Annotated in this window: 18 protein-coding genes; 9 read left to right on the top strand and 9 right to left on the bottom strand. The window is 69.6% G+C overall.

The window, feature by feature from the left end:
• Positions 1–77: 77 nt before the first annotated feature.
• The 4 genes from gcvH to LMU33_RS36030 all read left to right on the top strand — a co-directional run bounded on the left by gcvH (position 78) and on the right by LMU33_RS36030 (position 3,449).
• Complete coding sequence (gcvH, locus tag LMU33_RS36015) at positions 78–455, top strand: glycine cleavage system protein GcvH (RefSeq protein WP_228625406.1); 378 nt, start codon at positions 78–80, stop codon at positions 453–455.
• 14 nt (positions 456–469) lie between these two features.
• Positions 470–1,738: a serine hydroxymethyltransferase gene (gene glyA / locus LMU33_RS36020; RefSeq protein WP_228625408.1), complete on the top strand. Its 1,269-nt coding sequence runs from the start codon at positions 470–472 to the stop codon at positions 1,736–1,738.
• Between the two features lie 104 nt (positions 1,739–1,842).
• A complete protein-coding gene (locus LMU33_RS36025; protein ID WP_228625410.1) occupies positions 1,843–3,210 on the top strand; it encodes an L-serine ammonia-lyase in 1,368 nt (455 codons plus the stop codon).
• Between the two features lie 98 nt (positions 3,211–3,308).
• Positions 3,309–3,449: a hypothetical protein gene (locus LMU33_RS36030; protein ID WP_228625412.1), complete on the top strand. Its 141-nt coding sequence runs from the start codon at positions 3,309–3,311 to the stop codon at positions 3,447–3,449.
• An 81-nt stretch (positions 3,450–3,530) separates the two neighbouring features.
• Here LMU33_RS36030 and LMU33_RS36035 read toward each other — a convergent pair whose 3' ends face one another.
• A complete protein-coding gene (locus LMU33_RS36035; RefSeq protein ID WP_228625414.1) occupies positions 3,531–4,043 on the bottom strand; it encodes a hypothetical protein in 513 nt (170 codons plus the stop codon).
• Between the two features lie 236 nt (positions 4,044–4,279).
• Positions 4,280–6,157, bottom strand: a complete 1,878-nt coding sequence (locus LMU33_RS36040) for a DNA/RNA non-specific endonuclease (RefSeq protein WP_228625415.1) — start codon at positions 6,155–6,157, stop codon at positions 4,280–4,282.
• A gap of 491 nt (positions 6,158–6,648) precedes the next feature.
• On the opposite strand from LMU33_RS36040, the gene LMU33_RS36045 reads away from it, so the two are divergent.
• The 3 genes from LMU33_RS36045 (at position 6,649) to LMU33_RS36055 (ending at position 10,009) form a co-directional block, all read left to right on the top strand.
• The gene (locus LMU33_RS36045) at positions 6,649–7,332 is read left to right on the top strand and encodes a vWA domain-containing protein (RefSeq protein WP_228625417.1); all 684 of its coding nucleotides are present in this window, start codon (positions 6,649–6,651) and stop codon (positions 7,330–7,332) included.
• An 83-nt stretch (positions 7,333–7,415) separates the two neighbouring features.
• Positions 7,416–8,276 carry a protein phosphatase 2C domain-containing protein gene (locus LMU33_RS36050; protein ID WP_228625479.1) on the top strand — a complete coding sequence of 287 codons (861 nt, stop codon included), beginning with the start codon at positions 7,416–7,418 and terminating at the stop codon, positions 8,274–8,276.
• Positions 8,273–10,009, top strand: a complete 1,737-nt coding sequence (locus LMU33_RS36055) for a protein kinase family protein (protein WP_228625419.1) — start codon at positions 8,273–8,275, stop codon at positions 10,007–10,009. Before LMU33_RS36050 ends, LMU33_RS36055 begins: the two co-directional genes overlap by 4 nt.
• Before the next feature lie 153 nt (positions 10,010–10,162).
• Here the strand turns inward: LMU33_RS36055 and LMU33_RS36060 are convergent, their stop codons facing one another.
• From LMU33_RS36060 to LMU33_RS36080, 5 genes are all read right to left on the bottom strand, one after another.
• Entirely contained in the window at positions 10,163–10,534 is a 372-nt protein-coding gene (locus tag LMU33_RS36060; protein ID WP_228625421.1) for a hypothetical protein, read from the bottom strand.
• A 46-nt stretch (positions 10,535–10,580) separates the two neighbouring features.
• Positions 10,581–12,065 (bottom strand): AbeC-like domain-containing protein, encoded by a 1,485-nt coding sequence (locus LMU33_RS36065; protein ID WP_228625423.1) that lies wholly within the window; start codon positions 12,063–12,065, stop codon positions 10,581–10,583.
• 281 nt (positions 12,066–12,346) lie between these two features.
• Complete coding sequence (locus tag LMU33_RS36070) at positions 12,347–13,252, bottom strand: class I SAM-dependent methyltransferase (RefSeq protein ID WP_228625425.1); 906 nt, start codon at positions 13,250–13,252, stop codon at positions 12,347–12,349.
• A gap of 20 nt (positions 13,253–13,272) precedes the next feature.
• Complete coding sequence (locus LMU33_RS36075) at positions 13,273–13,617, bottom strand: VOC family protein (RefSeq protein ID WP_228625427.1); 345 nt, start codon at positions 13,615–13,617, stop codon at positions 13,273–13,275.
• Between the two features lies 1 nt (position 13,618).
• Positions 13,619–13,798: a ribbon-helix-helix domain-containing protein gene (locus LMU33_RS36080; protein ID WP_228625429.1), complete on the bottom strand. Its 180-nt coding sequence runs from the start codon at positions 13,796–13,798 to the stop codon at positions 13,619–13,621.
• 154 nt (positions 13,799–13,952) lie between these two features.
• On the opposite strand from LMU33_RS36080, the gene LMU33_RS36085 reads away from it, so the two are divergent.
• Together LMU33_RS36085 and LMU33_RS36090 are read left to right on the top strand one after the other, a co-directional pair.
• On the top strand, positions 13,953–14,990 hold the full coding sequence (locus LMU33_RS36085) for a phosphatidylinositol-specific phospholipase C domain-containing protein (RefSeq protein WP_228625431.1): 1,038 nt from the start codon (positions 13,953–13,955) through the stop codon (positions 14,988–14,990).
• A gap of 94 nt (positions 14,991–15,084) precedes the next feature.
• Entirely contained in the window at positions 15,085–15,639 is a 555-nt protein-coding gene (locus LMU33_RS36090; RefSeq protein ID WP_228625433.1) for a glycoside hydrolase family 25 protein, read from the top strand.
• A gap of 6 nt (positions 15,640–15,645) precedes the next feature.
• Here LMU33_RS36090 and LMU33_RS36095 read toward each other — a convergent pair whose 3' ends face one another.
• Both LMU33_RS36095 and LMU33_RS36100 read right to left on the bottom strand, forming a co-directional pair.
• On the bottom strand, positions 15,646–16,308 hold the full coding sequence (locus LMU33_RS36095) for an NADPH-dependent F420 reductase (protein ID WP_228625435.1): 663 nt from the start codon (positions 16,306–16,308) through the stop codon (positions 15,646–15,648).
• A gap of 286 nt (positions 16,309–16,594) precedes the next feature.
• On the bottom strand, positions 16,595–16,807 hold the full coding sequence (locus LMU33_RS36100) for an EF-hand domain-containing protein (protein WP_228625437.1): 213 nt from the start codon (positions 16,805–16,807) through the stop codon (positions 16,595–16,597).
• Positions 16,808–16,825: the final 18 nt, after the last annotated feature.

Genomic DNA, 16,825 nt, shown 5'->3' on the forward strand with positions numbered 1-16,825 from the left:
CACTTTCCGCTGCTCACCAGCGGTCTCAGCAGTCCCCCCTTCAACAGCACTCCCGCGCGTACAGGAGAATTCAGGCCATGAGCAACCCCCAGCAGCTGCGCTACAGCAAGGAGCACGAGTGGCTGTCGGCCGCCGAGGACGGCGTGTCGACGGTCGGCATCACCGAGTTCGCGGCCAACGCGCTCGGCGATGTCGTCTACGCCCAGCTCCCCGAGGTCGGCTCCACGGTGACCGCGGGCGAGACCTGCGGCGAGCTGGAGTCCACCAAGTCGGTCTCCGACCTGTACTCGCCGGTCACCGGTGAGGTCACCGAGATCAACGAGGACGTCGTCAACGACCCGTCGCTGGTCAACTCGGCCCCCTTCGAGGGCGGCTGGCTGTTCAAGGTGCGCGTCGCGGAGGAGCCGGCCGACCTGCTCTCCGCCGACGAGTACACCGCCCAGAACGCCGGCTGAGGAGTCGTAGCCGTATGACCGTCCTGAACACGCCCCTGCACGAGCTGGACCCGGAGATCGCCGCCGCGGTCGACGCCGAGCTCGGCCGCCAGCAGTCCACGCTGGAGATGATCGCCTCCGAGAACTTCGCGCCGCTCGCGGTGATGGAGGCGCAGGGTTCCGTACTCACCAACAAGTACGCCGAGGGCTACCCGGGCCGCCGCTACTACGGCGGCTGCGAGCACGTCGACGTCGCCGAGCAGATCGCCATCGACCGGATCAAGGAGCTGTTCGGCGCCGAGTACGCCAACGTCCAGCCCCACTCCGGCGCCTCCGCCAACCAGGCGGCCCTGTTCGCCCTCGCCCAGCCCGGGGACACCATCCTCGGGCTGGACCTCGCGCACGGCGGCCACCTGACCCACGGCATGCGCCTGAACTTCTCCGGCAAGCAGTTCAACGTGGTCGCCTACCACGTGGACGCCGGGACCGGCCTGGTCGACATGGCCGAGGTCGAGCGCCTCGCCAAGGAGCACCGCCCGAAGGTGATCATCGCGGGCTGGTCGGCGTACCCGCGCGAGCTGGACTTCGCCGCCTTCCGCCGGATCGCCGACGAGGTCGAGGCGTACCTGTGGGTCGACATGGCGCACTTCGCGGGCCTGGTCGCGGCCGGTCTGCACGCCAACCCGGTGCCCTACGCCGACGTGGTCACCTCCACCACGCACAAGACGCTGGGCGGTCCGCGCGGCGGCATCATCCTCGCGCGCGGCAAGGACTTCGCGAAGAAGCTGAACTCGTCCGTCTTCCCGGGCTTCCAGGGCGGTCCCCTGGAGCACGTGATCGCGGCGAAGGCGGTCTCCTTCAAGGTCGCGGCCTCGGAGGAGTTCAAGGAGCGCCAGCGTCGTACCGTGGAGGGTGCCCGCATCCTCGCCGAGCGCCTGACGGCGGCGGACGCGCGCGAGGCCGGCGTGAACGTCCTGTCCGGCGGTACGGACGTGCACCTGATCCTCGTCGACCTGCGCGAGTCCGAGCTCGACGGCCAGCAGGCCGAGGACCGCCTCCACGAGGTCGGCATCACGGTCAACCGCAACGCGGTCCCGAACGACCCGCGTCCCCCGATGGTGACGTCGGGCCTGCGGATCGGCACGCCCGCCCTCGCGACCCGCGGCTTCACCGCCGAGGACTTCGCCGAGGTCGCGGACGTGATCGCCGAGGCGCTGAAGCCGTCCTACGACGCGGAGGCGCTCAAGGCGCGCGTGAAGACGCTCGCCGACAAGCACCCGCTGTACCCGGGCCTGAACAAGTAGGCCCGGACAAGTAGATCCACGGTGGGGCACTCGTCAGGACAGTGCCGGAAGGTCCTGGCGGGCGCCCCACCACCCCCCTGTTTTTGCTGTCTTGAGGAGTGACCGTGGCCATCTCGGTCTTCGACCTGTTCTCGATCGGCATCGGCCCGTCCAGCTCCCACACGGTCGGCCCGATGCGCGCGGCACGGATGTTCGCCCGCCGCCTGCGCAACGAAGGGCTGCTGGAAAAGGCAGCGACCGTCCGGACGGAGCTGTACGGCTCCCTGGGCGCGACCGGGCACGGCCACGGCACCCCGAAGGCCGTCCTGCTCGGCCTGACCGGCGACTCCCCGCGCACGGTGGACGTGGAGACGGCGGACGCGCGCGTGGAGGCGATCAAGGCCGAGGGCCGGATACGTCTCCTGGGCGAACACGAGATCGCCTTCGACTTCGACAGGGATCTCGTGCTGCACCGCCGCAAGGCCCTGCCGTACCACGCCAACGGCATGACGCTGTGGGCGTACGACGCCTCCGGCGCGGAGCTGCTGTCGAAGACGTACTACTCGGTCGGCGGCGGCTTCGTCGTGGACGAGGACGCGGTCGGCGCGGACCGGATCAAGCTGGACGACACGGTCCTGAAGTACTCCTTCCGCACCGGCGACGAGCTCCTGCGCCTGACGAAGGAGACCGGCCTGTCGATCTCCTCGCTGATGCTGGAGAACGAGCGGGCCTGGCGCACCGAGGAGGAGATCCGCACGGGCCTGCTGGAGATCTGGCGGGTGATGCGCGAGTGCGTCCAGCGCGGCATGTCCCGCGAGGGCATCCTGCCCGGCGGCCTGAAGGTGCGCCGCCGCGCGTCCGTCTCCGCCCGCCAGCTGCGCGCCGAGGGCGATGCGCCGGCCCACGCCATGGAGTGGATCACGCTCTACGCCATGGCCGTGAACGAGGAGAACGCGGCGGGCGGCCGGGTCGTCACCGCGCCCACGAACGGCGCGGCCGGCATCATCCCGGCGGTTCTGCACTACTACATGAACTTCGTGCCGGGCGCCGACGAGGACGGCGTGGTGCGCTTCCTGCTGGCCGCGGGCGCGATCGGCATGCTCTTCAAGGAGAACGCCTCCATCTCCGGCGCCGAGGTCGGCTGCCAGGGCGAGGTCGGCTCCGCCTGCTCGATGGCCGCGGGCGCCCTCGCCGAGGTCCTCGGCGGCTCCCCGGAGCAGGTCGAGAACGCCGCCGAGATCGGCATGGAGCACAACCTGGGCCTGACCTGCGACCCGGTCGGCGGCCTGGTCCAGATCCCGTGCATCGAGCGCAACGGCATGGCCGCGGTGAAGGCGGTCACCGCGGCGAAGATGGCCATGCGCGGCGACGGCTCCCACAAGGTGTCCCTGGACAAGGTCATCAAGACCATGAAGGAAACCGGCGCGGACATGAGCGTGAAGTACAAGGAGACGGCCCGGGGCGGGCTGGCGGTGAACATCATCGAGTGCTGAGGGGACTGACCCTGGCCGGCGCGTTCGAGTCCCCGAAAAGTCCCCGGGAAACGCTGGAGGATCGGCCGCTGACCCGGGGACGCACCCGCAGGGGAGGCATGTCCGCCTACGTCGAAGCCCGCATCCGGCGCCAGCTGGAGCGCGACCGGCTGCGCGAACTCATCGAAGACGCGGAAGCCGAACACGGCCCGGTGGACCAGGCAGCGGTCGAGGTGAGGAGAGCCGTCTTGCGGCGGTGACAGTGCAGGCTCGGTGGACGCGGCGTGAGCAGCACGCTCGTGCTGGTCGATACGTCCACCGGCCTCGGACCGGCTGCCCGTTCACCATTGCGCAAATGGCTCCCTTGCCGCGATGTCCGGGCAAGCCCGGTCGAGTGCGCGCCGGAAGTCATGGGCCAGTGCCGCCAGCCTGCCCTCGACGTCCGAAAGGGAGGCTATTTCGGTCGCCGGGTCGGGAATCCAATTGGTCTGCGTCGTGCAGGTCATGATGATCTGTTCGCCGGCCGGGGCGAACGTGATGGCACGTTCGACTCCCTGTCCGTAAAAGTCGATCTGCGCTCGTTCCTTCCGGCGGAGGGCCGTCCATGCCTGCGGGAGTTGCTCGATGACCGATGACAGGTCGTAGGAGATGTCCACGGGCCACGGATCCTGGCCGAAACCTGCCACATGGAAGCGGCAGTCCGTCTCGCCCAGGAGCTCACAGGCATCCATGACCAGCGATTCGTAGTCCTCGGCGAGGTCGAGGTCATGTGTCACCGGGGTGTCGGACGTGGGCGGAGAAACGGTCATACGGAATTGCACGGAGTTGCTCACTTCTTCGGGATTGGCCTTCATCCAGACCGCGCTGGCGGAGCTGTCCGGCCTGGTGTCGATGAGGCCGAGAGTCTTGCGCTGGCCGTCGGCGCCACGCTTACGGCCAGGTGATGATCGCGTCGATAAGCATGACGACCGGCACGTGCCAGATGGCGCTGCCTGAGATGCGCGCCGGCCCTCGCGGGCTGTCACACGGCATCGGATACCTTCCAGGCAGCCGTCGACAAGAAGTCCCAAGATCGCGGGGGCGGGCGGTCTCAGTTGCCGATGTTCGTCAGGCCGCCGCCGGCCGGCTCCACCACGTTCAGGACCGACCGCGAGATGACGTCGTTCGGGACTCCGGCCGGGGTGTAGGCGATGGCGATCATCACGTACCCCCTGGGGATGCTGCTCCGAGGGGATGCGTAGAACGGCTCGACCAGGTAGCGGACGCTGCCGGACGGCTGGAGTGCGATTTCCCCGGCCACCTCGTTCTCGAACGCCGACATGCCCAGGGGGCCGTTGTTCGTGATCCGCTGGCCGCACGGGCTGAGATTGGCCGCCAGTGTGTTGGAGCCGCCGAAGCGTGCCGCGATGATGTGGCAGCGCGCCAGATCGTCCTTGGGGTCACGGCCGAGGCTGCGCACCTCGGCGCGGGCCTGCTGGTAGCCGAACGGATCGGCCTTGGTTTCGTCGCTGCTGTTGTTGGGCGGGTTCTTCAGGCAGGCCTGACCGGTTTCGCTGCGGCCGTTGGCACCGAGGGTGTTGAGCATCCAGCCGGCGCCGTTGTCGACCGCTCGGTCCGGGCGGGAACGGGTGCAGTCCCGGGCCTCGTCGTCCCGGGCAGGCGCCGCCCGTTCGACCAGATCGGCCGGTGCCGGTGCTTCCCGGGTCAGCTGTTCTTCCTGCTGCAGCGCCTGCTGCAGGGCCGCCACGTCCACCTGTGCCAGGACACGGACGTCGATGTCGGCGGCGTAGTGGATGCCGTAGGGAACCGACGCCCCGCCCTGGGCCCGGGATTCGGATTCCGCCTCCTGCCTCCTGTCGGCCTCCTGTTCGGCGAAGACCGGGCCGGCGTCCGCGTCGCTGCACGTGATGTCGCCGGGGCTGTCCAGCGGCAGTTCCTCGGTGGCGGTGCAGGTGCCGGCCGGCCGGCCCTCGATCGTCACGGTCGCCGTCAGCTCGACCGTCACCCGTCCGCTGGTGATCCGCTTCCTGGCCTCACCGCTGGGGACGACGCCGGTGATGTGACTGCCCACCACGCATCCGGTGGCAGAGCAGCTCATGTGCGGCTTTTCCTCGGCACGCGCCGTGACGCCGCTGTCCAGCGCGCCGGACAGCTGCGCGGTGTCGTCGTGGATCTCGCCGAGCAGAGCGCTGCTCTCCGGTCCGGACAGTGCGGATGTCGTGAAGGCACCGGTGGCGGGCGCGCTCGCCCATGTGGTGAAGGCGGCGAGACGGTTCGCGACGGCCGGCTCGCGCGCGTCGGCCTGCTGCGTGCCGGTTCCCGTACGGCGCTGCCCGCTCCGCGAGGAGGCACGCGGCACGAATTCCAGGAACCGGTGCGGGCGTGCCTTCGATATGTACAGGTCGCCCTGGGCGGTCCTCGCCCTGAGCGCGGGCACACCGTCCGCGCTCACGGTCGCGGCGTCGGAGTCCGGCAGGGTCGTACTTCCGCTGTTGACCGCTTTGAGCAGCAGGTTCGCGAGCACCGCGGGACTCAGCCCGGCGCGGGGTGTCGCGTCGTTCGCCGCATCGGACTCCGCGACCCCGGCCACCCACTTGCCCGCGAGATCCGTCCGGCCGTCCGAGCCACCGAGCCCGGCGGGCAGCGGGTCGGGCATCTTGACGTAGGTGGTGCCGCCCACGGTCAGCGTCTTGACGCGCGCGCCGGCGTACGGCGCCTCGCCGAGCGCCTCACCGGTGGCGGTGACCTGTGACTGTGTCCAGCCGGAGCCGTCCGTCGTCGAGGAGTACCGCACGCCGGGCTGCAGAGCCAGATCCACCAGGGCGGCGGCGAACGGCGCCCGGCGATCGGTTTGCGGTGTCGGTGTCGGTGTCGTGGAGCCGTGCCTGGTCAGCAGTACGGCGGCGAGGGCGGTGATCACACCGAACGCCACGAGCGCCACCCAGCGGCCGGCGCGGTGCGTGGACATGACGGCTGCGGCGGCGCCGGTCCGGCGCCTCGGCTGGTGCGGTGGCCCGGGGTCCGGTCCCGGAGCCGGTCCGGGGCCCGGGGACAGCGGCGGTGCGGACCGCGGTGCCGCCGGAGCGGCCCACGTCGATGCCCTCGCACCGGCGGGAGGCGAGCCAGCCGTGCCTGCGGGAGGCTTCGCACCCGTGGCGGTCCAGGTCGATGCGCCCTGAGCGGCAGCTCCGCCCGCGCCGGACCGGGTGGGTGGCAGGGGCGCGGGCTGTCCCTGGGGCGGTGGCACGGCACGGGGGGTCTGCTGCCAAGTCGGCAACTTCGGCTCGTCGGATTCGTTACTCCAGGAGCGATTCCCCACCGAAGCTCCACCCCGTATCGCTAGCCTCTACACCCATCGGGGGAACATACTTCAACTCCCAGGGCAGTCATAGGAGTTCACCCAGCCCTGCACACTTCCGACACGGCAGGCCGGACCAGACAACGGGGGAGACCGACTCAATGGCGGAGACCAGGGGCGTACTGCTGCCGGCCTATGTGCTGGCGGACGAGTCGCAGTCGATGGGACCGTACCGGCAGGACTTGTCGAATGGCCTTGTGTCGTTGTGTGAGGGCCTTCGGGCCGAGCCGATGGTCGCGGCCAAGCTACGGCTGGCCGTGCTCGGCTTCTCCGACGACGTGCAGGTGCGTCTCGCGGTGGCCGACATGCGTACCGAGACCAGCCTGCCCCAGGTCAGCATCCGGGGCCTGACCAACTACGAGGCCGTGTTCGACGATCTGCTGGCCCGTATTCCCTCCGACGTGCAGTGGCTGCGCGGTGAGGGGTACAAGGTTCACCGTCCGGTGGTGTTCTTCCTCAGCGACGGGCAGCCCACCGACGGCGGGGCCTGGCGTCAGCCCCATGCCAAGCTGACCGACAAGGCGACGACACCGACTGCCCCGAACATCGTGGCCTGCGGGATCGGTGATGCCCAGGCTCACACGATGGTCGAGGTCGCCACGCGCAAGGAGTTCGCCTTCGTCGCCAAGCCGGGCACCGACATCGGCCGGGCGGTCGCCGAGTTCTTCCATGCGCTCACCGCGAGCCTGGTCGCCTCGGGGCAGGCGCTGAACTCGGCCAGCCCGCAGCTGGTGGTGAACCGGCCGGACCAGTTCACCATGGCGATCGATGAGGTCGGCGAGTGAAGTTCCCGAGGGGCGACGGTCCCGCGGCAGCGCCGACCGCCCCCGTGGGCGCGCATGGGCCTGCGCCCTGGCAACGGGTCACGGTGGGCGTTCCGGGCCCCGAGTTCGAGGCCCGGCCGCCGGGCCAGTACGACTTCGACTTTCCCGACACCGAGTGTGACGGCTGGTCGACACCTTCGCTGTCCCTGCGCTTCGCTTCGGTACGCGGTGCCAAACACCGGTACTACCGCCAGCCGCGCCAGGACGCCGCACGTGCCGCGGTACACGAATCCACGGGCAGCGTCGTCTTCGCCGTGGCCGATGGTGTCTCAAGCGCCGCCAATTCCGAGTTGGGCGCTGTCGAAGCGTGCCGGGCCTCCATCGAGATGATGTTGCATCAACTCTCCGGAGATCAAGACAAGTTGGTCTTTCCGGAAGTGGCCCGGCATGCCGCCGAGCGACTGCGGGAGCTGGCCCGGTGGCGCTTGAACGGCAAAGAGCCCCAGCCGAGCGAGGTGGCGGGCCTCTATGCGACGACGCTCGTCGCCGGCGCCGTACACGTCCACCCGTCGGGGCCCGTGGCCGAGATCTGCCGTATCGGGGACTCCGGCGCCTGGGTACTGGACTCGCCGAGCGGGCGGTATCAGCCGCTGTTCGGTCCGAAGACCGACTCGGAGGCCCTGGTGGTGTCGAACGAGGTGACACCGCTTCCCCACGTCCCCGATCCGCTGGAACACACCAGCGCCCGTCTGGACTCCGGCCAGGTGCTGCTGATCGGCACCGACGGGTTCGAGGATCCGCTCGGGGACGGCGACGGCCAGGTCGGCTCCCTGTTCGCCCGCCACCTCGCCGCCCCGCCGCCCGCGCTGTGGTTGGCGCATCTGCTGGACTTCTCCCGGGAGACCTTCGACGACGACCGCACTCTGCTGGCCGTCTGGCCCCACTCCACGGCAGAGTCACGATGAGCCCCAGGCCATTACCGGTTGTCGAACACAGCACGCTCACCCTGGGCCCCCAGCTGGGCCAAGGCGGCCAGGGCACGGTGTACCAGGTCGCCAACAAGAAGATCAACGAGGCCGAGGGCGGCGGCTGGGACGTGGCCTACAAGGAGTACGCCACCGCCGTGCTGCCCGACCTCGACGCGGCCGCACTGGCAGCGCAGGTGGGCCTGCTCGGCGAGTTGAGCGCCGAGGACGGCCGGTGGCTGTGCGACAAGACCGCCTGGCCCGCGGCCGTTGTCGAACGCCACGGCCGTGCCTGCGGGTTCCTCATGCGTGCCGTTCCCGACCGGTTCCGCTTCAGCTTCCAGAGCCTGGCCGGCACGTCCACGGGAACAAGGCGCCTGGCGAATCTGGAGTACCTGCTGAACGACGACGCCTACGTCGCGGGGGTCGGTCTGACCATCAGCGAACGCGACCGGCTCGACATTCTGACCGACTTGGCGACCACCCTCGCCCGGCTGCACCGCATCGGCATCACGGTCGGCGACCTCTCCCCCAAGAACCTGCTCTTCACCACAGCCCCGCGGCCCGAGTGTTTCCTCATCGACTGTGATGCCATGCGGGTGCGGGGCGCCACCGTGCTGCCCCAGGCCGAGACACCCGACTGGCAGGTCCCCGCAGGCGAGGAGAAGGCCACACGCGCCAGCGATGTCCACAAGCTGGCGCTGCTCGCCATCCGGCTCTTCGCCCGCGATCAGTCCGCCACCGACCCCACCGCGCTCACCGCGCTCAGCCCGGGACTCGGTGACCTCGCCCGCGCCAGCCTCAACCCCGACACTGCCCGCAGGCCGGCCCCGGCCGCGTGGGCCGAGCAGCTCAGCGCGGCGAGCACCACCGCATCGACCGCCCCCGCCACAGCGCCCACCGCGCAGCGCACGTCCCGCCGGTCCAACGCCGCATCGGCCGGCCGACCCGGCGGAGGGAGCGCGGCGGGGGTCTCGCACGGTCCGGCCGGCACGCAACCCGGTGTCAACTGGTCCGTTCTCAATGGAGTCGCTGCTGTGGTCGCCCTGATCGTGATCGTCGTCGCGTTCGTGGCCACGCACTCGCACAGCGGTTCCAGCTCCGCGTCGGACGACTCACCGCAGCCCACTTTCTCCCAGGACTACACCAGCGGGACCTCCGCGGACGCGAGCGACGGCTCCGCCGACGACAGCGGCGGCAGTGGAAGCAGCAGCGACAGTGGTGGAGCGACGACCACCGACCCCAGCACCACTGCGCCCAGCGCGGAGGACCAGGCATTCAGCGACGTCTCCGCCGACGACTGCCTGAGCGACTACTACAAAGACGCGGAATGGAGCTCGTCCACGCCGACGACGACCAGTTGCTCCGACACCGACGCCTACTTCCGTGTGGCGTCGGTCGAGCACGGGACCTGCTCCTCCGACGACATGACCTGGTACCACAACAACAGCGACTACTCCGAGACCAATCTCTGCCTGGACCGCAACTACGTGAGCGGCCAGTGCATGTTCGCCAAAGCCAGCGGACAGACGCTCTCGATGTACTTCAACGCCGTCACGCCGTGCGAAGCCGGCATCCCCGACAACTACCAGTACACCGTCCAGCTCACGAGGGTGTACCCCGGCGGCGCTCCTGACGACGCCTGCGGGAGCGACCGCCTGTGGAAGCCCGGCAACGGCGCCGTCCTGTGCGGGAAGGGCATCTGGAAGCGTCACGGCCTTCCCGACATGTAGCCCTCCGAGACCACCCACGATCGGCCCGTCCGGCAGCGGCCTCGCGATGGTGGCGAACGCGCCGGGTCCGCCCCAGGCTCGCCGGCGGGCCGTCACGGGAGCTCACCCGGTCCTCCTGATCCGCGCCGGCGCCGGGGTCCCCTGTCGGCCCGGCTACAGCCTGTGGATCGCCTCTTCGATCGTCGCAGCCAGGGAGGCCATCGCCGTGACCCCCGGCACCGCGTCCACGAGTGCTCGCGAGAACAGCTTCAGCTTGCCCACGCGCGGTGCCACGGAGCCGAGTTCGTCCCGCGCGTCCTGCGCGGCCTCGATCAGGTCGGCGCGCTCGGGATGCCCGGACCGGCCCAGCTCGTCGATCAGCCGGCCGAGCAGGTCGCCGATCTCCTGGGGCGTGCGTTGCCTGACCTCGCCGGACTGGACCAGACCGCTGTCCCGGACGTCGGCCTTCGCGTTCCTGCCGCTGGCAACAGCGTTCCCGACGACCTGTGAACCGCCCGTCGCGATGATCCCGTGATTGCTGTTCATTCTGTCCTCCCTACCTCTTCCTCGAACCGTGCGAACCTTCTGGACGTCAATCCGTGTTCACCAGGGGGATCTTGTTGAGCAAGCGCATGTAGACCCGTGACTGCGTTCCGGAGGCGATCGAGCTGGACGCCACCTGCGCCCCGCCCGTCGCGATGATGCCGTTGTTGACGATCAACTGCTGGCGCTGGATCAGCTCGCTCACGTCGATGCCACGTGCCTCGGCGAATTCGATGAGCGCGTCCAGGGCACGTCTTTCGATCATCTTCAGAGCAAGGCCGCTGTCGGCCTTGTGGAAGTGGCGTTGGTGACTCGTCTCGGCGGCCTGCTGACGTACGCCCCACCGCGCGCCGTAGTCGAACCGGCGCAGCGAGGTGATCAGCTTGTTCTGCAGCCGTACGCGCCGCGTGATCCGGTAGTCGGGGGAGAATCCCGTGACCGCGCGTACGGGCGAGGCCAGCAGGACGAACGGGGTGCTGGCCAAGGTCTCCGACATCAGCTCGGCCACCTGGCGCAGAGATGGCCGGGGCATGAGAGTGTCGATGACCCGGTAGCGGTCGGCGAGGGGGAACAACACCGTCTGAGTCGCTTCCACGCACAGGTTGGAGTCGGACCGGACGAAGCGCAGGAAGAGCGAGGTGACCAGTTCACCGCCCCAGCCAGTGGAGTGCACGGAAAGATAGGGGCGGGCACCTTCTTCGGGTGCACGCTTCAGCTTGTCCATCTGGTCCTGGCCGATCCGGGGGACGGGCCGGCCGAGTGGGTCGGCAAGGAAGCGGGCGTCCCCCAGGAGGGTCGTTCCTTCGACGAACAGCCGTTCCTCGATCTCCAGGCAGGGCAGAGACAGGGTGCCGAGGCGCGCGGCGACGTGGTCGTAGAGCTCCGTCACGTCGAAGTCCTGCGGAGTACCCCCGAGCGGGCCCGGGGCACTGACGTCGAACGTCAAGGACCATGAGTCGAGTGGGTCTCCATACCCGACGAAGGGGGAGTATCCGCTGTAGACGGTGGTGTTTCCGTCAGCGTAGGCGCTGATCTGGCTGAGCCGCGTCGCGATGTCACCGTTGCGCGGAGGAGGCGCGGCCGCGGGGTCGAACTGGTTCGGGCGCAGGCTCTGCAGGTGCCCCCCGTACCGGGTCGAGACCTCGAAGGCCAACACGGTCAGCCAGGCCAGGAACAGCACCAGCAGGGCAACCCCGGAGTCGTGAGCCCATAACACGAAGAGCAGTAACAGCACGAGCAGCGGGGCGAGCAGGAGGTCCCGCTGGTGGCGGCGCGCATTGGCCAGATAGGCGTGGCGGAGCACCACGGGCACATCGCATGCCGGGGCCGCCCCCACACCCAGGTGGGGTTCCGCGGCGATCTGCTTGATGAGCAACTCGGCGTACGCACGATCCAGGTACGCGGCCGCGCACAGATATCTGGTGACATCAAGGCCGCCGCCCCATCGGATCGCGGAGGTTTGGCGTCGTCCGCCGCTCCACGTGGTGGGCCCGTTGACCGTGAGGGGCGTGGCAGCAGGGGACGTGGGCTGCACAGCGGCCGGCTTCGGGGCGTTCAGGGGTGTACCGCACGAGCCGCACAGCGTGGACCACGTGGCCGCGCCCCGGCCACATCCGGGGCATGCCGTCGTCATTGCTCCCCCGTTCGTAAGCGAACCCGCAGGATTACGGTGCACCACACATACCGCAGGGAGGCGTCACCAACGCCACCTGGAGCAATTCCGTTACACGGACGGTGCGTTGGGTTCGCGCTCGACCTGGGCCGAACCGCCGCAGGATGCAAGGCAGCATCAGGTCAAGCCGGCCGAGCCGCACCTCAGGTGGTGGCCAGCAGCAGGTCCTCTCCGGTCGAGGGGCGCAGGCCGTCGGTGCGGGCGGTGAAGTAGCGGTCGGCGAGTGAGGTGCCCGGGACGTGCTGTACGTCCTTGAAACCGGCCTCACGGGCCCGGCGCAGCATCTCGGCGGGGGTGTAGAAGCTGACGAACGGCGTGCCCGCGCCCTGCGCGCCGGCCTTGCTGGTGCGCAGGCCCGGGCGGTCGGCCTCGGCCACGAGGTCCTCCGGCAGCAGGAAGGTCATGGCGAGGGTCGAGCCGGGGGCCAGCGCGGCGATCTGGCGCAGGGTGGCCGCGGTGGCCTCCTTGGTGAGGTACATCGTGACGCCGGAGGAGGCGACGACCGCCGGGCGGCCGGGGTCGAACCCGGCCGCGGTGAGCCGCTCCAGCCAGGACCCGCCGTCCGCTTCGAAGTCCACCGGCACCAGGTGCAGCCGGTCCGGGAGGCCGAGGCCCAGCTCGGCCAGGCGGCGGCGTTTGAAGGCCTGCGGGCCCGGCCGGTCGACCTCGAAGACCCGCAGCCGGGAGGCGGTGGCCGGGGCGCGCTGGGCGAAGGTGTCCAGGCCGGCGCCGAGGAGGACGTACTGGTCGACGCCCCGGTCCGCCTGCTCGGCGACCAGGTCCTCGACGAAGCGGGCGCGGGCCACCATGGCGGCCCGGAATCCGCGGGTGGCCTCCTGGTCCATGTCCGGGCGGTCGCGCCAGCCGTCACCGGGGTCCGCGATCCGCAGGCCGATCTCGTCCTCGAGCACGTGGGGCGGCGGGTCGACCTGGACGTGCATCGCCCGCCACAGGGCGCACCGCACCGCCGTGTTGTCCGGCGCCCCGGTCCGCTCGCCGGCCGGAGCGCTGTCGCCCGTAGCGCTGTCGCCCGTAGCGTTGTCGGTCATGGCAGCGCCTCCCGTGCCCGTCACTTCGCCGCGGGGGCCTGGAGGCTCCACAGCCGCCCGTCGGGGTCGCGGACCGTCATCATCCGGGTGCCGAAGTGGGTGTCCTCGAACGGCGAGACGACCTCGACGGCGGGATCGGCGCGGAACGCGTCCGCGTCCGGCACCTTCAGCACGATCTGCGTCTGCGGGTCCCGGTCCTCGGGGACCTCGGCGATGAACACGTACGGGCCGTCGCCGTTGCGGAGCAGGCCGGAGTTGTGGTCGGTCGCGAACTCCAGGTCGTAGCCCAGCGCCTGGAAGAACTTCGCCGCCTTTCCCCAGTTGTGGGTCTCCAGGAAAACGGCCTCGATGCCTTCGGTCGCCATGTCAGCTCTCCTTCTGGGTCGACTGCTGTTCCTGCCCACGGGCGTCGTCGAGGTAGGCGCGCAGTGCTTCTGCGACCAGCGCCGACAACGACATGCCCGACTCGATGGCGCGGTACTTGACCTGCTTGATCAGTCCGATCGGCAGGTACACGTTGAACTGCTTGACTTCCTCATCACCCACGCTTACGAGGCTAGCATGCTAGCAATCTAGCCGCCACCGAAGACGACCCGCGCGACGGCCGGAAAGTGGCCGATGTTCCGCCAGGGGCTACCGTGCAGTAACCGCTTGCTCCTACGCTGCCGCCAACTCGGCGACAGCGAAGGGGAGTTGAGCAATGGGTGTGGTGAGACGACTGGCGGCACTCGCGGGGGCCGCCGCTCTGCTGATGGCGGGGCCGGGCAACGCCCACGCGGCGGCGCCGAAGTTCTCCGAGACGACGGCGATCGGCACGCACAACGCGTACGACAAGTCCAAGTACACGTACTTCGCCCAGGCGTTGGACTCGGGCGCCTCGCTGCTCGAGATCGACATCTACGCGGACAGCCTGAGCAGGCGCTGGCGGGTGAGCCACAGCAACCCGTTCGGCGACAACAACAACTGCGAGGCCGCGAAGACCCCGAGCGAGCTGTACAGCAAGAACCGCGACCAGGACTTCGGCAGCTGCCTGGACAACATCGCGGCCTGGAACCAGCTCCACCCCGACCACCCGCCGATCGTCTTCAAGATCGAGATGAAGGTCGGTTTCAACAACAACATCGGGCTCGGCCCCGACGAGTTCGACACCCTCGTCGACCAGAAGCTCGGCGGCAGCGTCTACAAACCGGCCGACCTGCTGGGCGGCACGTACAGCACGCTGGATGCGGCCGCCAAGGCCAACGCCTGGCCGTCGCGCGACTCCCTCAAGGGCAAGTTCGTCTTCGAGGTGATCCCCGGCACCGTGGAGATGAACAACCCCTTCGACCACTACTGGACGGACCAGGAGTACGGCGACCATCTGCGCGACCTGTACGCGGCCGGGAACATCTCACGGGCCGAGGCCTTCCCCGCGGTGCTGGGCGCGGCGAACGGCGACCCGCGGGCGACCCGCTGGACCTCCGACACCTCGATCCGCCCCTGGTTCGTGTTCTTCGACGGTGACGCGGCGACGTACGTCAACAACGGCTACGACACGTCGTTCTACTCCACGAACCACTACATCTCGATCATGACCGACGCCTACAACGTCTCTCCGGCCATCTCCTCGACCAACCCGACGGACGCCGAAGTCGCCGCCCGGCTGGCCCTGCTGGCCAAGGACCACGCCAGCGTCATCACCTCCGACTGGTCGGCCAAGCCCGCCTCGGTACTCAGTTCGGTGGTCACCCGGAGCTGACGTTCCCCCGCCCGCGGCGGATCGGGCGTGCCATGTTGGGGCATCACTCAACCAGCAACTCCTTTCCCTCACCGGCACATCGAGGAGTCCCCACATGCTCCGCGGCATCGACGTCAGCGCGTACCAGTCGTCCTCGTACGACACGAGCGGCCTCTCCTTCGCCTTCATCAAGGCGACGGAGGGCCGCTCCTATGTCAACCCCCACGCCGCCGCCCAGGCGAAGACCGCGCGCGACGCCGGCCTGGTCGTGGGCTTCTACCACTTCCTGTGGCCGGGCAACCTCACCGCCCAGGCGGAGCACTTCGTGACCGCCGCCCCGTCGAAGGCGGGCGACATCCTCGCCGTCGACTGGGAGACCACCGGCGACGGCACCCACGCGAGCAACTCCGAGAAGGACACCTTCCTCAAGAAGGTGAAGGCCCTGCGGCCCACCCACCGGGTCATCCTCTACTGCAACCGCGACTTCTGGCTGAACATCGACTCCACGTCCTACGCCGGCGACGGCCTGTGGATCGCCGACTACGTCACCGCCGGCCACCCCCGGATCAAGGCGCACTGGCGCTTCCACCAGTACTCCAGCACGCCGCACGACAAGGACGTGGCCAACTTCTCCAGCAAGGCCGCGCTGAAGGAGTGGGCCACGCCGTAGCGCCGATCAGCCCCGGAAGTCCGCCGGGCGCTCCGGGGAGGCCGCCGTGAGGGCCTTCTTCACTCCTTCCACGTCCGCGCGCAGGCCGTAGACAGGGGTGGCGGGCTGCTGGCGCCAGGAGTCGTCGATGCCGCCCGCGTCGACCGTGTCGAAGCCGAGTTCGTCGATCAGGGCGCGGACCTTCGCCTTGGCCGCCTCGTCGTCGCCGGCGACCGGGACGGCGATGCGCTCGGGGTCGCCCGCGGGGCGGGGGCGGTCCAGGATGTCCTGGGCGTAGGTGCCGTTGAAGGCCTTGATCACCGGGTGGCCGAGGTGCTGCTCGGTCCAGCGGCTCTCGGTCAGGCCCTCGTCCTCGATGGCCGCGATCCGGCCGTCGCGCTCCCGTGGGTAGTAGTTGCCGGTGTCGATCACCGCCACCCCCTCGGCGGCGCCGTCCAGCAGGCCCGAGGGGAGGCCCGGGACGGCCTTCAGCGGGACGGTGACGACCACCACCTCGGCGCCCCTGGCCGCCTCCTCGGCGCGGACCGGGGTCGCTCCGGTCTCCTCGGCCAGCCCCTTGAGCGTCTCGGGGCCGCGGGAGTTGGCCACGGAGACGTCGTGGCCGAGGGCGGTGAGCCGCCGGGTGAGATTGCCGCCGATGTTGCCCGCGCCGATGATGCCGATCTTCATGACAGGCCCTCCGGGATCCTTGTATGCATGTGCATGCGTCTGTCGTGGGCGACAACCCCGTGGAGCCGGGTGCTATTCCGTCCCTGCGGCGATCGGGTGAACGCCCTCACAGCCGTACGACGATCTTGCCGGTGCGGCGACTGGACGCCATCAGGCGGCGTGGCGCCGGGCCGGTGCCGGGTGCTGGGGTCGTGCTCGCGGAGCGCGCAGGGGCGGCCCGAGGAGGTGCTGACCGGCGGGCATGACGAAGGGGCCCTCACTGCGGTGAGGGCCCCCTCTCAGCACGTCACTTGTTCAGGTAGGCCCAGAACTCGTCGAACGACAGGACCTTGTCGCCGTTGAGGTCCCGCTGCTTGATGATGGCTTCGGCGACAGTCTCCGTGACGTTCCAGTCGCCCTCCTGAGCCAGGGCGGCCTTGAACTCCGCGGCGGTGATGAATCCGTCACCGTCCGCGTCGATCCGCTGGAACTGCTTGCGTGCTTCCTCGATGTCCGCCACCGATCCGCCCCTTTTGTT

The sequence above is a fragment of the Streptomyces barringtoniae genome (assembly GCF_020819595.1).
Taxonomy (GTDB): Bacteria; Actinomycetota; Actinomycetes; order Streptomycetales; family Streptomycetaceae; genus Streptomyces; species Streptomyces barringtoniae.

Excerpts from the sequence above, each read along its gene's own strand:
- LMU33_RS36040 (WP_228625415.1), bottom strand. The coding sequence starts at position 6,157 with ATGTCCACGCACCGCGCCGGCCGCTGGGTGGCGCTCGTGGCGTTCGGT.
- LMU33_RS36075 (WP_228625427.1), bottom strand. The coding sequence starts at position 13,617 with ATGGCGACCGAAGGCATCGAGGCCGTTTTCCTGGAGACCCACAACTGG.
- gcvH (WP_228625406.1), top strand. The coding sequence starts at position 78 with ATGAGCAACCCCCAGCAGCTGCGCTACAGCAAGGAGCACGAGTGGCTG.
- LMU33_RS36090 (WP_228625433.1), top strand. The coding sequence starts at position 15,085 with ATGCTCCGCGGCATCGACGTCAGCGCGTACCAGTCGTCCTCGTACGAC.
- LMU33_RS36070 (WP_228625425.1), bottom strand. The coding sequence starts at position 13,252 with ATGACCGACAACGCTACGGGCGACAGCGCTACGGGCGACAGCGCTCCG.
- LMU33_RS36055 (WP_228625419.1), top strand. The coding sequence starts at position 8,273 with ATGAGCCCCAGGCCATTACCGGTTGTCGAACACAGCACGCTCACCCTG.
- LMU33_RS36035 (WP_228625414.1), bottom strand. The coding sequence starts at position 4,043 with ATGAAGGCCAATCCCGAAGAAGTGAGCAACTCCGTGCAATTCCGTATG.
- LMU33_RS36085 (WP_228625431.1), top strand. The coding sequence starts at position 13,953 with ATGGGTGTGGTGAGACGACTGGCGGCACTCGCGGGGGCCGCCGCTCTG.
- glyA (WP_228625408.1), top strand. The coding sequence starts at position 470 with ATGACCGTCCTGAACACGCCCCTGCACGAGCTGGACCCGGAGATCGCC.
- LMU33_RS36045 (WP_228625417.1), top strand. The coding sequence starts at position 6,649 with ATGGCGGAGACCAGGGGCGTACTGCTGCCGGCCTATGTGCTGGCGGAC.
- LMU33_RS36095 (WP_228625435.1), bottom strand. The coding sequence starts at position 16,308 with ATGAAGATCGGCATCATCGGCGCGGGCAACATCGGCGGCAATCTCACC.
- LMU33_RS36060 (WP_228625421.1), bottom strand. The coding sequence starts at position 10,534 with ATGAACAGCAATCACGGGATCATCGCGACGGGCGGTTCACAGGTCGTC.
- LMU33_RS36030 (WP_228625412.1), top strand. The coding sequence starts at position 3,309 with ATGTCCGCCTACGTCGAAGCCCGCATCCGGCGCCAGCTGGAGCGCGAC.